Origin of the sequence: Pseudomonas halotolerans, from assembly GCF_039581215.1 — a bacterium.
Classification (GTDB): Bacteria; Pseudomonadota; Gammaproteobacteria; order Pseudomonadales; family Pseudomonadaceae; genus Aquipseudomonas; species Aquipseudomonas tehranensis.
Genome location: NZ_JBCNTJ010000013.1, coordinates 98,734 through 115,227, shown reverse-complemented (window position 1 = coordinate 115,227; position 16,494 = coordinate 98,734). Strand labels below are relative to the sequence as shown.

Genomic DNA, 16,494 nt, shown 5'->3' with positions numbered 1-16,494 from the left:
GGCTTTTGCTTGCCGCTTGCAGCTAAAAACTTACAGCTGCATCGCTTAGATCACCCCACGCTTGCGCAGCAGATCCAGCACTTGCTTGACGCTCTCATCCAGCGACAGCGACTGGGTGTCGATCACCAAATCGGCGTCCAGCGGCACGTCATACGGGAAGGACTCACCCGGGATGTTGTCGCCAGCAGCAGCGTACAGCCCTTGCGGATCGCGCTGGGCACAGACCGCTGGCGAGGCCTGGACATAGACCGTCAGCAGACGCTCCTTGCCGATCAGGTCCTTGGCCTGCTCACGGCCTTCAGCATTCGGGGCGACGAACGCGGCGAGGGTCAGCAGCCCGGCTTCGTTGAACTGACGGGCGACATGAGCCGCACGGCGCCAGTTTTCGGTACGCCCGGCACGGTCCTGTGGCAAGCCTTTGTTCAGGTCATGACGCAGGTTCTGGCCATCGAGCACGAAGACCGCACGGCCCATGTCGAATAGCTTGCGTTCCACCGCATAGGCCAGCGTGCTTTTGCCAGCGCCCGACAGGCCGCTGAACAGCACCGTGGCCGGTTGCTGGCCGAAGCGCTGGGCGCGCTCTTCCACCGACACATGGGCCAGTTTGCCGTGGTGCGTGCTGCTGCCGTGGGTCAGCGGCTGGGCGACAATCATCCCGGCGCCGACCGTGCCATTGGTCAGGCGATCAATGATGATGAACGCGCCGGTGGTGCGATTGCTCTCGTAACCGTCCAGGGCGATCGGTGCATCCAGGGCGATCTTCACCTTGCCGATTTCGTTGAGCTGCAACGCGCTGGCCGGGCCTTCTTCCAGGGTGTTCACGTCGACCTTGTTGACGATGCTGGCAATCGAGCCCGGCACGTAACTGGTGGCGCGCTTGATGTCGTATTTCTTGCCCGGCAGCATCGGCTCTTCGGCCATCCACACCAGCATCGCTTCGAAGCTGTCGGTGACCGGCGGCACGCTGTCGGCATGCACCAGCAGGTCGCCACGGGAGATGTCGATCTCGTCTTCCATGGTCAGCGTCACCGCCTGGCCAGGGCCCGCGTGTTCCAGCTCGCCCTCGAAGGTGACGATGGATTTGACGCGGCTGCTCTTGCCCGATGGCAGCACCACCACTTCGTCGCCCTTGTGCACGATGCCGCTGGCCAGGGTGCCGGCGAAACCGCGGAAGTTCAGGTTCGGACGGTTGACGTATTGCACCGGGAAACGCAGGTCGGTGAAGTTACGGTCGCCCGCCACCTCCACGGTCTCGAGGATTTCCATCAGCGACTGGCCGGTGTACCACGGCGAGCGCTCGGACTTGTTCACCACGTTGTCGCCCTTGAGGGCCGACATCGGCACGAAGTGCATGCTGGTGGGTTTCATCTTCAAGCCTTCGGCGAACTTCAGGTAGTCGGCCTTGATCGACTCGAACACACCTTGATCGAAGTCCTTGAGGTCCATCTTGTTGATGGCCACGACGATATGCTTGATGCCCAGCAACGAAGCGATGAAGCTGTGGCGACGGGTCTGGGTCTGCACGCCGTAGCGGGCATCCACCAGAATGATCGCCAGGTCACAGGTGGAAGCACCGGTGGCCATGTTGCGGGTGTACTGCTCATGGCCGGGGGTGTCGGCGATGATGAATTTGCGCTTGGCGGTGGAGAAATAGCGGTACGCGACATCAATGGTGATGCCTTGCTCACGCTCGGCCTGCAGGCCGTCGACCAGCAACGCCAAATCGATATCGTCACCGGTGGTACCGACTTTCTTCGAGTCGCGGGTGATGGCTTCCAGGTGATCTTCGTAGATCATCTTGGAGTCGTGCAGCAGGCGCCCGATCAGGGTGCTCTTGCCGTCGTCGACGTTACCGCAGGTCAAGAAACGCAGCAGCTCTTTGCGCTCGTGCTGGCCCAGGTAAGCGAGGATGTCCTCGCTGATCAAATCAGATTGATGCGACATGACAGCCCCTTAGAAATAACCTTGACGTTTCTTATCTTCCATCGAGCCTGCGCCATCGTGATCGATGACCCGGCCCTGGCGCTCGGAAGTTCGCGTCAGGAGCATTTCCTGAATGATGTCCGTCAGGCTTTCGGCCTCGGACTCCACCGCGCCCGTCAACGGGTAGCAGCCAAGGGTACGGAAACGCACTTTCTTTTTGACGATACGGGCTTTGTCTTCATCGGACAGGTGCTCGAGGATGCGCTCGTCGTCAATCATGATCAGCGTGCCGTTCTTCTCGATCACTTCACGCTCGGCGGCGAAGTACAGCGGCACGATCGGGATGCCTTCGAGGTAGATGTACTGCCAGATGTCCAGCTCGGTCCAGTTCGACAGCGGGAATACCCGGATCGACTCGCCTTTGTTGACCTTGCCGTTGTAGACGTTCCACAGCTCCGGGCGCTGGTTCTTCGGATCCCAGCGATGCTTGCTGTCGCGGAACGAGTACACGCGCTCCTTGGCGCGGGACTTCTCTTCATCGCGACGGGCACCGCCGAACGCAGCGTCGAAACCGTACTTGTCCAAAGCCTGCTTGAGGCCTTGGGTCTTCATGATGTCGGTGTGCTTGGCACTGCCGTGGGTGAACGGATTGATGCCCTGCGCCACGCCGTCCGGGTTCACGTGAGTGATCAGGTCCAGGCCCAGTTCCTCAACCATGCGGTCGCGGAACTTGTACATTTCCTGGAATTTCCAGCGGGTGTCGACGTGCATCACCGGAAACGGCAGCTTGCCGGGGAAGAACGCCTTGCGTGCCAGGTGCAGCATCACGGCAGAGTCTTTACCGATGGAGTACAGCATCACCGGGTTATCGAACTCGGCGGCCACCTCGCGGATGATGTGGATGCTTTCCGCCTCCAGCTGTTTCAGATGCGTCAGTTTGTCGACCATGGCTACTCACGAAAACTTTCTTATGAACGGCCAGCGGGCCGTGTTCGAGCGAGGAATCCTAGCACAGCAACCTCTTCTAATCAGGGCGCCAACTAGATCGAAACAGCATATGGATATGCCTGGGGGTTCGGCCGTTGCGGTGGACTCTGTGGGAGCAAAGCTTGCTCGCGATGACGTCGGCACACACCACACCGCTATCGCGAGCAAGCTTTGCTCCCACAGGTCTGCTCCCACATCAGCTTCGGCGTTGGTCAGATCGGATTCGGGCAATCTATGAAGATATGCTCCAAAGCAAAGCGCCGCGCCAGGTAATCGCCCAATGCCTGCACACCATAGCGCTCGGTCGCATGGTGCCCGGCGGCGATGAAGCTGATGCCGTTTTCCCGGGCGCTGTGGAAGGTCTGCTCGGATGCTTCGCCGCTGAGGTACAGATCAACCCCGGCCAGCACGGCCTGATCGATATAACCCTGGCCTCCGCCAGTGCACCAGCCGACCCGGCGGATCATTTGCTCGCCTTCGATCAGCAAGGGCTCGCGGCCCATGACTTCCTGCACTTTACGGGCGAAATCCCGAGGCGTCATCGGTTCGGACAAGGAGCCCACCAGGCCGACTACCTTGGGGTTGTCCGGGTCCAGCGGCCCTTCGACGGTAATGTCCAACTGGCGTGCCAATTGCACGTTATTGCCCACCTCGGTATGCACATCCAGCGGCAAGTGATAGGCCAACAGACTGATGTCGTGCTTGAGCAAGGTTTTGAGGCGACGCTGCTTCATGCCGGTGACGCACGGATTCTCGCCTTTCCAGAAATACCCGTGATGCACCAGCACCAGGTCAGCGTCAGCCTCCACCGCAGCATCGAGCAACGCTTGGCTGGCGGTCACGCCGCTGACAATGCGCGTGACCTGAGGGGCCCCTTCGACCTGCAAACCGTTGGGGCAGTAATCGGCAATCCTGGCGGCGGCCAGGTAACGATCCGCTTCTTCTACCAGGGTGTTCAGGGCTACGGCCATGAAAAGACTCCTAAATATCCCGTTCAGAGGCGCGCGCGGCCTCGTATAATGCGCGACATTATGGGCGGTCTCACTCCGTCTGCAACCTTCGTAGGACGTGCTTAATGCTCAAGGCGCTGCGTTTTTCCGGCTGGCCTCTGTTGGCCGGCGTGCTTGTCGCTCTACTGATTATCCAGCGTTATCCGGAGTGGGTCGGCCTGCCGAGCCTCGATGTCAACCTGCAGCAGGCGCCGCAGACCAAGGCTGTGCAGCAAGGACCGGTGTCCTATGCCGACGCCGTGACGATCGCCGCACCGGCCGTGGTCAACCTGTACACCACCAAGGTCGTCAACAAGTCCAGCCATCCACTGTTCGAAGACCCGCAGTTCCGGCGCTTCTTCGGCGACAACTCGCCCAAGCAGAAACGCATGGAGTCGAGCCTGGGTTCGGGCGTGATCATGAGCCCGGAAGGTTATATTCTGACCAATAACCACGTCACCAGCGGCGCCGACCAGATCGTGGTGGCCCTCAAGGATGGTCGCGAAACCCTGGCCCGGGTGATCGGCAGCGACCCGGAAACCGACCTGGCGGTGCTGAAAATCGACCTGAAGAACCTGCCGGCCATCACCATTGGCCGTTCCGACAGCATCCGCATCGGCGACGTCGCCCTGGCCATCGGCAACCCCTTCGGCGTTGGTCAGACCGTGACCATGGGCATCATCAGCGCCACTGGGCGCAATCAGTTGGGCCTGAACAATTACGAAGACTTCATCCAGACCGACGCGGCGATCAACCCTGGCAACTCCGGCGGCGCACTGGTGGATGCCAACGGAAATCTGACCGGGATCAACACGGCGATCTTCTCCAAGTCCGGCGGCAGCCAGGGCATCGGATTTGCGATCCCGGTGAAGCTGGCCATGGAAGTGATGAAGTCCATCATCGAACACGGCCAGGTGATTCGGGGCTGGCTGGGCATTGAAGTCCAGCCGCTGTCCCAGGAGCTGGCGGAGTCCTTCGGCTTGTCCGGGCGTCCCGGGATCGTGGTAGCAGGCATTTTCCGCGATGGCCCGGCGCAGAAGGCCGGCTTGCAGCTGGGCGACGTGATCTTGAGCATCGACGGCGAACCGGCTGGCGATGGTCGCCGCTCAATGAACCAGGTGGCGCGGATCAAACCCACCGACAAGGTCACCATCCAGGTGATGCGCAATGGCAAGGAGCTCAAGCTCACCGCTGAAATCGGTTTGCGCCCACCGCCGGCACCGGTGGTGCTCAAGGAAGAAGAGTAAGTCCGTGGCGAGGGAGCTTGCTCCCGCTGGGCTGCGCAGCAGCCCTAAACGCCTCCCCTCAGAACATCAGACTGATCACATTCAATTCTCCGGGGCTGCTCCGCAGCCCAGCGGGAGCAAGCTCCCTCGCCACAAAAACAGTGTCCGGCTTTTTCTTTAAACATAGATAGCATGAATTCTCATTAGTAGTGTTATATTGTTTCAAATATAAGATTTGGAACAACATAACATGTCATCCCTAACACGGCTTTCCCTCGCCAGCCTGGCCCTGGGCCTACTGGGCGATCCAGCCTACGCCGAAGAAAACCAACCGCTGGAACTGGACGCCATCAGCGTGACGTCCGAGTACGAATCCCCTACCGGTCCCGTAACGGGCTATCGCGCCACCCGCTCGGCCAGCGCCACCAAAACCGACACCGCCCTGCGGGACATCCCGCAATCGATCAGCGTGATCCCCGCCAGCGTTCTCAAGGACCTGGGCAGCACCCACGTTGAACGAGCCCTGGAATATGCCGGCGGCGTGTCGAAGCAAAACAACTTCGGTGGCCTGACGCTCTACGAATACAGCGTGCGCGGTTTTACCACTTCGGAGTTCTACAAGGACGGTTTCAGCGCCAACCGGGGTTATCCGAGTACGCCGGACACGGCCAACATCGAACGCATCGAGGTGCTCAAAGGGCCGGCAGCCAGCCTTTACGGACGCGGCGACCCCGGCGGCACGGTGAACATCGTCACCAAGAAACCCCAGCCCGAAGCCTTCACCACCCTGCAAACCAGCGCCGGCAGCTGGGATCGCTACCGCACCGCCCTGGACGTCAACACGCCGCTGGACGCTGAGGGCAATCTGCTGTCGCGGGTCAACCTGGCGGTCGAGGACAACCACAGTTTCCGCGATCACGTCGACAGCAAACGGGTCTTCGTCGCGCCCTCCATCAGTTGGCAACTGAATCCCGACACCCGCCTGCTGGTGGAAAGCGAAATCGTGCGCCACAGCTCGACATTCGACCGCGGCATCGTCGCACCGAACAACCGCTGGAGCGGCGTTTCCCGCTCGACCTTCCTGGGCGAACCCAACGACGGCGACATCGACAACCACAACAACATGCTCCAGGCTGCCCTCGAACATCAGCTCAACGATGCCTGGCAACTGCGCCTGGCCAGCCATTACAAACAGGGTGAACTCTGGGGCTTTGCCTCCGAGGCACGCCCGCTGAACGCCGACGGCCACACGGTGAACCGCCGCTACCGCGAACGTGACAACAATTGGCACGACAGCATTACCCAGCTGGAACTGCGAGGCCTGTTTGACCTGGGCCCCTGGCAGCACGAACTGCTGATCGGCACTGAGTACGAGGACTACCGCAAGAACGAGCGCGTGACCACGATCAACGGTGGCACTTACCCCATCGACATCTATCAACCGGTCTATGGTCAGCCGAAACCTGATGGTCAACGTACCGGCACCGATTTTTTCGAGCGTGTGAAAAGCCGTGCGCTGAATCTTCAGGATCAGATCGTGTTCACCGACAAGCTGCGCGGCATGCTCGGCGTACGCTACGAGCATTTCGAGCAGAGCATTGACGACCACACCACCCGCTTCACCAGCCGCCAACGTCATGACGCCTTCACGCAACGGGCCGGTTTGCTGTATCAACTGACGCCCGAAGTCGGGCTGTTCGCCAACGCCTCCACCTCGTTCAAACCCAACAATGGCCTGGATGCCGGTGGCAAAACCTTCGACCCGGAGGAAGGCGTTGGCTATGAAGTCGGGATCAAGAGCGAGCTGTTCGACAACCGCCTGAGCACCACCCTGGCGGCGTTTCATATAGAGAAGGAAAACGTCCTGGCGCTCGACCCGGCGACTGACTCCAGCCGCGCCATGGGCAAGGCCCGCAGCCAGGGGTTCGACCTGCAGATCACTGGACAGGTGACTGACGCCATCCGGGTGATCGGCGCCTTCGCTTACATCGATGCCGAGGTAACCAAGGGTGACGAAACCATTCCCACCGGCAGCCGGATCCTTGGTGTCGCCAAGCGCAGCGGCAGCGTGCTGGGGGTCTACGAATTTCAGAACGGGCACCTGCGCGGTTCGGATGTCGGCGCGGCATTCACCTACGTCGGGGATCGCTCGGGCGAAGCCGGCACCGATTTCGAACTGCCGGCTTACCACACCGTCGACCTGCTGGCCCACTACAAGGCCAGCGAAACCGTCACCGTGGGCCTGAACCTGAACAACGTCTTCGACGAAAAATACTACGAGCGCTCCTACAGCAACTACTGGGTCAACCCCGGCGAGCCACGCAACTTTACCGTCAGCCTCACCCTTGATCTGTAAAAAGGAAAATCAATGAAATACCCCAAGACCTTCGCCCTTCTCAGCCTGTTCCTGGCCACGCAAGCCTCGGCCCACGGCCTGTGGACCGAACAACGGCGCGGCAACATCGAAGTGATCTATGGCCACGGTGCCGAGGACAATGCCTTCAAGGCGCAGAAAATCAGCGGTGCGTGGGCCTATGACCTGGGCGGCAAGATGATCCCGGTCACCGTGGAACGCTTGCCCGACCATGCTCGCCTGCAACCCCTCAAGCCACCCGCCGTGATGGCCGTGGAACTGGACAACGGCATGTGGTCCCAGACCGCCGACAAGAAGTGGATCAACGAAGGCCGCAGCAAGGTGCCCGGAGCGATTGAATCGACCCACACCTTCAAGTACTGCCTGGCGATCTACGAGCCGGGGGCGAAGTTGCCGAAACTCGATCAGGTCAAATTCCTGATCCTGCCGGAAGTCGACCCGCTGACCGTAGGCCCGGGCCAGCCATTGCCGGTGCGAGTACTGCTGGACGGTAAACCGGTGGCAGGGGTGAAGCTAGTGGGTGATTACCGCAGCGCACCAGACACCGTATCGACTGAAACCGACGCCGAAGGCCGGGCCAAGGTGCTGGTGCGTAACGAGGGGTTGAATGTCATCGCCGCGCAGATGGAGATCGCGCTCAAGGACAACAAGGACGTGGCAACCCGTGGGGTATTCACCTCGCTGACCTTCCTGGGTGAAGAGCATCACGAATAACCCACACTGAAGGCGCCTTGATCAGTGGGAAAGATTGACCTGTGGGAGCAAGGCTTGCCCGCGATAGCGCAGTGTCAGTCAACTTAAATGCTGACTGAACCACCGCCATCGCGGGCAAGCCTTGCTCCCACAGGGATTTTCACCGGGCTCTTAGAGTTCGCCGAGGGCGTCGACCAACGCCTGGTTCTGTTCCGGTGTGCCAATGCTGATCCGCAGGAACTGGGCAATCCGCTCCTGCTTGAAGTGGCGCACGATCACCCCTTGCTCGCGCAATTTTGCCGCCAGCCCTGCCGCATCGTGCCGGGGGTGACGGGCGAAGATGAAGTTGGCCACCGAAGGCAACACGTCAAAGCCCTTGGCCTGCAACTGCGCCACCACCCATTCACGGTGCTCGATGACCAACCGGCAGGTCTGCTCGAAATACTCCCGATCGTCGAACGCCGCCGCGCCACCGACGTTCGCCAGGCGATCCAGCGGGTAGGAGTTGAAGCTGTTCTTGATCCGCTCCAGGGCTTCGATCAGGTCCGGATGACCTACCGCCAGGCCCACCCGCAACCCTGCCAATGAGCGGGACTTGGACAGGGTCTGGGTGACCAGCAGGTTAGGGTAGCGGTCCACCAGACTGATGGCTGTCTCGCCTCCAAAATCGATATAGGCTTCATCAACCACCACCACCGAATCCGGGCTGGCCTTGAGGATTTGCTCGACCGCCTCCAGGGCCAACAGGCAACCGGTCGGGGCATTCGGGTTGGGGAAGATGATCCCGCCGTTTGGTTTGGCATAGTCCGCCGGGTCGATCTGGAACTGCGCGTCCAGCGGCACCGCGTCGAACTGGATGCCGTACAACCCGCAATACACCGGATAAAAACTGTAACTGATATCCGGGAACAACAGCGGCTGATCGTGTTGCAACAGGCCGTGGAAAATGTGCGCCAGCACTTCGTCCGACCCATTGCCCAGGAACACCTGATTGGTTTGCACACCGTAATAGCCGGCCACGGCGTTTTTCAGCAGATCGCTGTTGGGGTCCGGATACAAGCGCAGGTTGTCGTTCAGCTCGGTTTGCATCGCCGCCAAGGCCTTGGGCGATGGACCGTAGGGGTTCTCGTTGGTGTTGAGCTTCACCAGGCGGGTCAGCTTCGGCTGTTCGCCCGGCACATAAGGCACCAGGTTCTTGACGAACGGGCTCCAGAATTTACTCATGCTCAATCTCCTTGCTCGTCATCAAGAATGCGGTATTCGGCACTGCGGGCGTGGGCGCTCAGCGACTCGCCACGGGCCAGCACCGAAGCGGTCTTGCCCAGCTCGGATGCGCCCTGCTCGGAACAGAAAATGATCGACGAACGCTTCTGGAAGTCATACACCCCCAGCGGCGACGAGAAACGCGCCGTACCGGAAGTCGGCAACACGTGGTTGGGACCGGCGCAATAGTCGCCCAGGGCTTCGCTGGTGTGGCGGCCCATGAAGATCGCTCCGGCGTGGCGGATCTGCGGCAGCCAGGCTTGCGGGTCAGCGACCGACAACTCCAGGTGCTCCGGCGCGATGCGGTTGGCGACCTCGATAGCCTGCTCCATGTCCTTGACCTTGATCAGCGCGCCGCGACCGTTGATCGAGGTGCTGATGATCTCGGCGCGCTCCATGGTCGGCAGTAACTTATCGATGCTGGCGGCAACCTTGTCGAGGAACTCGGCGTCCGGGCTGACCAGGATCGCCTGGGCGTCTTCGTCGTGCTCGGCCTGGGAAAACAGGTCCATGGCGATCCAGTCCGGGTCGGTCTGGCCATCGCACACCACCAGAATCTCCGACGGGCCGGCGATCATATCGATACCGACCTGACCGAACACATGGCGCTTGGCGGTGGCGACATAGATGTTGCCCGGCCCCACCACCTTGTCGACCCGCGGCACGCTCTCGGTGCCATAGGCCAACGCGGCCACGGCCTGGGCGCCACCGATGGTGAACACCCGGTCCACGCCGGCGATGCAGGCGGCGGCCAGCACCAGTTCGTTGATTTCACCGCGTGGGGTCGGCACCACCATGACCACTTCGGTCACGCCGGCGACCTTGGCCGGAATGGCGTTCATCAGCACCGAGGACGGATACGACGCCTTGCCACCCGGCACGTACAGGCCGGCGCGGTCCAGCGGCGTGACTTTTTGGCCCAACACCGTGCCGTCGGCTTCGGTGTAGGTCCAGGAATCCTGTTTCTGCTTTTCGTGATAACTGCGCACCCGGGAGGCGGCTTTTTCCAGGGCTTCGCGCTGCGGCACGGTGATCCGGGTCAGGGCCAGCTCCAGACGCTCGCGCGGCAGGATCAGGTCAGCCATGGACGCCACCTGCAGGCCGTCGAATTTCTGGGTGAACTCCACCAACGCCTCATCACCACGCTCACGCACGGCCTTGATGATGTCCAGCACCCGCTCGTTGACCGAGTCGTCAGACACACTTTCCCAGCTCAGCAGATGATCCAGATGATGCGCAAAATCCGGATCGGCAGCGTTGAGTCGGCGAATCGAAGTGGGAGCGGTCATAGCGAGGGCCTCATTAATGGCAAATGCTCAGGCGCCCTAAGCTACCAGTCCATTCGCGTGGGCACCTGAGAAAATTGGCTATGACACGGATAGACGGGCGCGACTCAAGGTCGCGCAGGTGAATCAGCCGCGGTGTCGCGATTCCACTGCCTTGCGCAGGGTATCGATCAAAGCCTGGATACGGGCGTGCTGCATTTTCATCGAAGCCTTGTTGACGATCAGCCGGGAGGTGATGTCAGCGATGAAATCCTGGGGCTCCAGGCCATTGGCCCGCAGGGTATTGCCGGTGTCGACCACATCGATGATCTTGTCCGCCAGGCCGATCAGCGGCGCCAGCTCCATCGAACCGTACAACTTGATGATGTCGACCTGACGGCCCTGCTCGGCGTAATAACGCTTGGCAATGTTGACGAACTTGGTCGCCACCCGCAAACGGCCCTTGGGCTCTGGCGCGCCGACTTTACCGGCGGTCATCAGTTTGCAGCGGGCGATCCGCAGGTCCAGAGGCTCGTACAGGCCCTGGCCGCCATACTCCATCAGCACGTCTTTACCGGCAACGCCCAGGTCGGCGGCGCCATGCTCAACGTAAGTCGGAACGTCGGTGGCGCGCACGATCAGCAGGCGTACATCGGCTTGAGTCGTGGGGATGATCAGCTTGCGGCTCTTGTCCGGATTCTCGGTCGGCACGATGCCCGCTTCAGCCAGAAGCGGCAAGGTGTCGTCAAGGATGCGGCCCTTGGACAGTGCAATGGTCAACATGGGAAACGTCAGTCCTTATCAAGGTACTCATGCCCGGTCGCAAGCGGCGCCAGACACACATCGAGGGTGTTACCACCCTCGACCTGAAACGAAATCAACAGGCGCGTCCCTGCGCCCATGCAGCCGGACCTAGCCCGGTACGCGGCGGATCTTGGCGCCGAGCATCTGCAGTTTCTCTTCGATGCACTCATAACCACGGTCGATGTGGTAGATGCGATCGATCAGGGTGTCGCCCTCGGCGACCAGAGCCGAAATCACCAGGCTGGCCGAGGCCCGCAGGTCGGTGGCCATCACTGGCGCGCCCTTGAGCTTCTCGGTACCGGTCACGATGGCGGTGTTGCCTTCGACCTGGATCTTGGCACCCATGCGGTGCAGTTCGTACACGTGCATGAAACGGTTTTCGAAGATCGTCTCGATCACCGCACCGGTGCCTTCGGCAATGGCGTTGAGGGAGATGAACTGCGCCTGCATGTCGGTCGGGAACGCCGGGTACGGAGCAGTCCGCACGTTGACGGCTTTGGGCCGCTTGCCGTGCATGTTCACTTCGATCCAGTCTTCGCCGCAGGTGACTTCGGCACCGGCTTCCTTGAGTTTCTCCAGGACGGCCTCAAGAATGGTCGGATCGGTGTCCTTGACCTTGACGCGGCCACCGGTGACGGCAGCAGCCACCAGATAGGTGCCGGTTTCGATCCGGTCCGGCATCACTTTATAAGTGGCCGAGTGCAGGCGCTCGACGCCATCGATGGTGATGGTATCGGTGCCAGCACCACTGATCTTGGCGCCCATGGCGATGAGGAAGTTCGCAAGGTCCACCACTTCAGGTTCACGAGCGGCGTTCTGCAGCACGCTACGGCCCTTGGCCAGTGCCGCGGCCATCATGATGTTCTCGGTGCCGGTCACGCTGACGGTATCGAAGAAGAAGTGCGCACCACGCAGGCCGCCTTCAGGTGCCTTGGCCTTGATGTAGCCGCCTTCGACATCGATGATCGCCCCCATGGCTTCCAGGCCACGGATGTGCAGGTCCACCGGACGCGAGCCGATGGCACAACCGCCAGGCAATGCGACTTCGGCTTCACCGAAACGGGCAACCATCGGCCCCAGTACCAGGATCGACGCACGCATGGTTTTCACCAGTTCGTACGGGGCGATCAGGGTCTTGATGGTGCGCGGGTCGATCTCGACGCTGAGCTTTTCGTCGATCACCGGTTCAATGCCCATGCGACCGAACAGCTCGATCATGGTGGTGATGTCGTGCAGGTGCGGCAGGTTCGCCACGGTCACCGGGCCATCGCACAGCAACGTTGCGGCCAGGATCGGCAGGGCGGAGTTCTTTGCCCCGGAGATGCGGATTTCGCCATCAAGACGAACGCCGCCGGTAATAATCAGTTTATCCATAAGAATCTCGACGCCCTTGGGCTCAGGTGCGCTCGGCCCAGGCCGCGCGGCTGAAAAATTTCATAGTGACCGCATGGATGCTGCCATCGGCGATCCACGGGTTCAAATGGGCATAGATCTGCTGCTGACGCTTCACCGGGCTCAACGCCGCCAGTTCATCGCTAATCACGTTCAGCTGAAAGTTGCAGCCTTCGCCCTCAACTTCAATGACAGTTCCGGGCAGCTTTCCTTCAAGGAAGCTCTTCACTTCTACGGCCTGCATGCTCAACCTCTATCGGCGCCCTGTGCGCACGGGTCGCACATCATACAAAAAAGCCCCGCGCCTGCGAACCCCGCGAAGCAGGACTCTGACGGGGGGCTTTTTCAGGGATGTGGGTCAGGAGTGCACCAACAGCTCGGTCAGTTCGCTGACCTGGGCTATTTCGCGCATGTCTTCGGGCATCCCACGGATGCTCCAGGTTTTTCCGGCAGCCTTGGCGTCACGCATGAAGCACAGCAGTAGCGACAGGCCGACACTGCTGGACTTCTGCACCGCCGAGCAGTCAATGACCAGCTCAGCGGCACCAGCGGACCTGATCAGCGCCTGCCCCTGCTTGCGCAGTGCCGGACCGGTGCGATAGTCCAGCACGCCACTGAGCAACAGCTCGCCAGATTCGCCCAGACGAATGGCCGACTCACTCGCCAACTCGCTCATTGCGCCTGCTTCTCTTGAGCATCCTGGGCAACTTCCTTGGCCTTGGCGACTTCACCGGCCCAACCGTCGATGGTTTTGTCCAGATCATTGCCGTTGTGCTGCATCGCATCAGCGAACTGATCGCGGAACAGCTTGCCGATGTTGATGCCATTGATGATCACGTTACGCACCTTCCACTCGCCGTTGATCTTCTCGAGGGTGTAGGACACGGGGTAGACCGCGCCGTTATTGCCCTTGACCTGCATATCAACGCTGGTGCGGTTACCGCTTTCCTCCTTGGCCGGCGAAACGGTGATGCCCTGGTTGTTGTATTCGAGCAAGGCGTTGCCATAGAACTGCATCAGGCTGCGCTTGAAGTTTTCCTGGAAGCGCGTCATCTGCGCCGGGGTCGCCTTGCGCGAGTACTTGACGGTCATGATGCTTCGGGAAATACCGTCGGCATCCACCACGGGACCGACGATGCCGTTCAGCGCGTCGTAGAACGCCCCCGGATCCTGCTTGTATTTCTCTTTGTTGGCGGCCAGGTCTGCCAGCAACCGGGTGGTAGTGTCCTGGATGATTTCATGGGCCGAAGGCGCGGCCACGGCGTTGGCCATCAGCGGCAGCGCCGCGAGCAGCACCAACAGGCTACGTCGCAAGATAGAGATCATTCAAAAGCTCCTCATTTGGCGTCTTTGCTAACGGTATTGAGCAGGAATTTACCGATAAGGTCCTCAAGCACCAGTGACGATTGCGTATCGTGAATGGTCCCGCCGTCCTTGAGCAAAGCCTCTTCGCCGCCGACGCTGATGCCGATGTATTTCTCGCCCAGCAGCCCAGCGGTAAGGATCGATGCAGTGGAGTCAGTCGGCAGGTTATCCACGCGCTTTTCCAGCTGCAGCGTCACCCGTCCGGTGAAACTGTCGCGATCTAGATCGATGGCCGTGACCTTGCCGATGGTTACACCCGCCATGGTCACCTTGGCTCTGACCGTCAAACCGGCGATATTGTCAAAGTAAGCATAAAGTTTATAAGTATCGGTGCTTGCGGTCGGCGCCAGGCCACTGACCCGCAGGGCCAACAGCAGCAAAGCCAGGATGCCAGCCAGCAAGAATAGGCCGACACCGATTTCCAGGGTGCGGTTTTGCATCAGAAATCTCCAAACATCAAGGCGGTCAGAATAAAGTCAAGGCCCAGGACCGCCAGCGAGGCGTACACCACGGTCTTGGTTGTGGCACGGCTGATCCCCTCTGACGTGGGCTCACAGTCATAGCCTTGAAACACGGCGATCCAGGTCACCACGAAAGCGAATACGGCACTTTTGATCACGCCGTTGAGCACATCATCGAGAAAGTCGACGCTGTTCTGCATGTTGGACCAGTAGGAGCCTTCATAGACACCCAGCCAGTCGACAGCCACCCACGAGCCGCCCCAGATCCCCACGACACTGAAAATGATCGCCAGCACCGGCAGGGAAATGAAACCGGCCCACAGGCGCGGGGCAATGATGTATTTGAGCGGGTCGACCCCGATCATTTCAAGACTGGACAACTGCTCGGTGGACTTCATGTTACCGATTTCGGCCGTCAGCGCCGAACCGGCACGCCCGGCGAACAGCAGCGCCGTCACCACGGGCCCCAGCTCGCGCAGCAATGTCAGGGCGACCATCTGTCCGACCGCTTGCTCCGAGCCGTAGCTGGACAAGATGTTGAATCCTTGCAGCGCCAGGACCATGCCGATGAAGATCCCGGAGACCACGATGATCACCAGGGACATCACGCCCACCGAGTGCAACTGCTTGACCAGCAGGCCAAAGCCGCCGCCCGTCGCGTTGCGGCCGAGCAAGGCATGCATCAGGAACAGCGAGGAACGACCCAGCACCGCCACCACATCGATGCCGGAGCGACCGAACAGACGAATTCTTTCCAACAGTGATTTCTTGCGCATCAGCGCTTCCCCAGCAGATCGGTACGGTAATCCGTGGCCGGAAAATGGAACGCCACAGGTCCGTCCGGATCCCCCTTCATGAATTGACGAATGCGCGGGCTGTCTGAAGCGTTCAATTCCTGGGGCGTGCCCTGCCCCAATACCTGGCCATCGCCGATCACGTAGATGTAATCCGCAATGCTGGCGGTTTCGGCCAAGTCATGAGACACCACGATGCTGGTGATGCCCAGCGCATCGTTGAGCAGACGAATCAGGCGCACCAGTACGCCCATGGCGATCGGGTCCTGGCCGACGAAGGGTTCGTCATACATGAGGATCTTCGGATCAAGGGCAATCGCCCGGGCCAGGGCGACGCGGCGCTTCATGCCTCCGGACAGCTCGTCCGGCATCAAGTCCAGGGCACCACGCAGTCCGACCGCCTGCAATTTGAGCAGGACGATGTCACGAATCATCTCTTCCGGCAGGTCGGTATGGACCCGCAAGGGGAACGCCACATTCTCGAACACATCAAGATCAGTGAACAACGCACCGCTCTGAAACAGCACGCCCATGTGCTTGCGTGCATCGAACAGATCGCTGCGCGACAGCTTTGGAATATTCTGCCCATTGACCCAGACTTCACCGGCACTGGGGCGCAACTGTGCGCCCATCAGCCGCAACAGCGTGGTCTTGCCGCACCCGGAAGGCCCCATGATACCGGTGACCTTGCCGCGGGGAATGCGGATATCGATGTCATTGAAAATGCTGCGCGTCCCTCGCTTGAAGGACAATCCCTTCAGCTCGACCGCGTAGGCGTTGTCGGCACTCATCTAAACTCCTTGCGATGCAGCCTCACATCCGAATACCCAGGCCAACCGGCAAACGCCGGACTGCCGGGCACCCGAACCGGCGGCGAACTATATCACTGCAACTGTCGCGCGCCCAAGGGTTACCCCTGTCCCGTTAAGGGTGGATTAAGGTGAAAGTCCCGGCTTCA

Annotated in this window: 16 protein-coding genes; 3 read left to right on the top strand and 13 right to left on the bottom strand. The window is 60.6% G+C overall.

Annotated elements, in window-relative coordinates; all coding sequences use genetic code 11:
- Positions 1 to 45: 45 nt before the first annotated feature.
- From cysN to AAIS01_RS17965, 3 genes are all read right to left on the bottom strand, one after another.
- The gene (gene cysN / locus AAIS01_RS17975; RefSeq protein WP_343470037.1) at positions 46 to 1,944 is read right to left on the bottom strand and encodes a sulfate adenylyltransferase subunit CysN; all 1,899 of its coding nucleotides are present in this window, start codon (positions 1,942 to 1,944) and stop codon (positions 46 to 48) included.
- Between the two features lie 9 nt (positions 1,945 to 1,953).
- Positions 1,954 to 2,871 carry a sulfate adenylyltransferase subunit CysD gene (gene cysD / locus AAIS01_RS17970; protein ID WP_343470035.1) on the bottom strand — a complete coding sequence of 306 codons (918 nt, stop codon included), beginning with the start codon at positions 2,869 to 2,871 and terminating at the stop codon, positions 1,954 to 1,956.
- Positions 2,872 to 3,122: 251 nt separating this feature from the next.
- On the bottom strand, positions 3,123 to 3,881 hold the full coding sequence (locus AAIS01_RS17965; protein WP_343470033.1) for a Nif3-like dinuclear metal center hexameric protein: 759 nt from the start codon (positions 3,879 to 3,881) through the stop codon (positions 3,123 to 3,125).
- Positions 3,882 to 3,985: 104 nt separating this feature from the next.
- Here AAIS01_RS17965 and algW point away from each other — a divergent pair, with 104 nt between their 5' ends.
- The 3 genes from algW (at position 3,986) to AAIS01_RS17950 (ending at position 8,213) form a co-directional block, all read left to right on the top strand.
- Complete coding sequence (algW, locus tag AAIS01_RS17960; RefSeq protein WP_214963569.1) at positions 3,986 to 5,146, top strand: Do family serine endopeptidase AlgW; 1,161 nt, start codon at positions 3,986 to 3,988, stop codon at positions 5,144 to 5,146.
- Between the two features lie 229 nt (positions 5,147 to 5,375).
- A complete protein-coding gene (locus tag AAIS01_RS17955; RefSeq protein ID WP_343470030.1) occupies positions 5,376 to 7,481 on the top strand; it encodes a TonB-dependent siderophore receptor in 2,106 nt (701 codons plus the stop codon).
- A gap of 12 nt (positions 7,482 to 7,493) precedes the next feature.
- Positions 7,494 to 8,213, top strand: coding sequence for a DUF4198 domain-containing protein (locus tag AAIS01_RS17950; protein ID WP_343470028.1), 720 nt, complete (start codon positions 7,494 to 7,496; stop codon positions 8,211 to 8,213).
- Between the two features lie 150 nt (positions 8,214 to 8,363).
- Here AAIS01_RS17950 and hisC read toward each other — a convergent pair whose 3' ends face one another.
- From hisC to AAIS01_RS17900, 10 genes are all read right to left on the bottom strand, one after another.
- Entirely contained in the window at positions 8,364 to 9,416 is a 1,053-nt protein-coding gene (gene hisC / locus AAIS01_RS17945) for a histidinol-phosphate transaminase (protein WP_343470026.1), read from the bottom strand.
- Positions 9,417 to 9,418: 2 nt separating this feature from the next.
- On the bottom strand, positions 9,419 to 10,744 hold the full coding sequence (gene hisD, locus AAIS01_RS17940; protein WP_343470025.1) for a histidinol dehydrogenase: 1,326 nt from the start codon (positions 10,742 to 10,744) through the stop codon (positions 9,419 to 9,421).
- Positions 10,745 to 10,867: 123 nt separating this feature from the next.
- On the bottom strand, positions 10,868 to 11,503 hold the full coding sequence (gene hisG / locus AAIS01_RS17935) for an ATP phosphoribosyltransferase (RefSeq protein ID WP_047228656.1): 636 nt from the start codon (positions 11,501 to 11,503) through the stop codon (positions 10,868 to 10,870).
- 129 nt (positions 11,504 to 11,632) lie between these two features.
- Positions 11,633 to 12,898, bottom strand: coding sequence for a UDP-N-acetylglucosamine 1-carboxyvinyltransferase (gene murA / locus AAIS01_RS17930; RefSeq protein WP_256232469.1), 1,266 nt, complete (start codon positions 12,896 to 12,898; stop codon positions 11,633 to 11,635).
- A 22-nt stretch (positions 12,899 to 12,920) separates the two neighbouring features.
- The gene (locus tag AAIS01_RS17925) at positions 12,921 to 13,160 is read right to left on the bottom strand and encodes a BolA family protein (protein WP_343470023.1); all 240 of its coding nucleotides are present in this window, start codon (positions 13,158 to 13,160) and stop codon (positions 12,921 to 12,923) included.
- Between the two features lie 114 nt (positions 13,161 to 13,274).
- Positions 13,275 to 13,592, bottom strand: a complete 318-nt coding sequence (locus AAIS01_RS17920) for an STAS domain-containing protein (RefSeq protein WP_343470022.1) — start codon at positions 13,590 to 13,592, stop codon at positions 13,275 to 13,277.
- On the bottom strand, positions 13,589 to 14,242 hold the full coding sequence (locus AAIS01_RS17915) for an MlaC/ttg2D family ABC transporter substrate-binding protein (protein ID WP_343470021.1): 654 nt from the start codon (positions 14,240 to 14,242) through the stop codon (positions 13,589 to 13,591). Before AAIS01_RS17915 ends, AAIS01_RS17920 begins: the two co-directional genes overlap by 4 nt.
- 11 nt (positions 14,243 to 14,253) lie before the next feature.
- Positions 14,254 to 14,721, bottom strand: a complete 468-nt coding sequence (mlaD, locus tag AAIS01_RS17910) for an outer membrane lipid asymmetry maintenance protein MlaD (RefSeq protein WP_047228660.1) — start codon at positions 14,719 to 14,721, stop codon at positions 14,254 to 14,256.
- The gene (mlaE, locus tag AAIS01_RS17905) at positions 14,721 to 15,518 is read right to left on the bottom strand and encodes a lipid asymmetry maintenance ABC transporter permease subunit MlaE (protein WP_343470020.1); all 798 of its coding nucleotides are present in this window, start codon (positions 15,516 to 15,518) and stop codon (positions 14,721 to 14,723) included. The genes mlaD and mlaE overlap by 1 nt, the downstream gene beginning before the upstream one ends.
- The gene (locus tag AAIS01_RS17900; RefSeq protein ID WP_343470018.1) at positions 15,518 to 16,327 is read right to left on the bottom strand and encodes an ATP-binding cassette domain-containing protein; all 810 of its coding nucleotides are present in this window, start codon (positions 16,325 to 16,327) and stop codon (positions 15,518 to 15,520) included. The genes mlaE and AAIS01_RS17900 overlap by 1 nt, the downstream gene beginning before the upstream one ends.
- Positions 16,328 to 16,494: the final 167 nt, after the last annotated feature.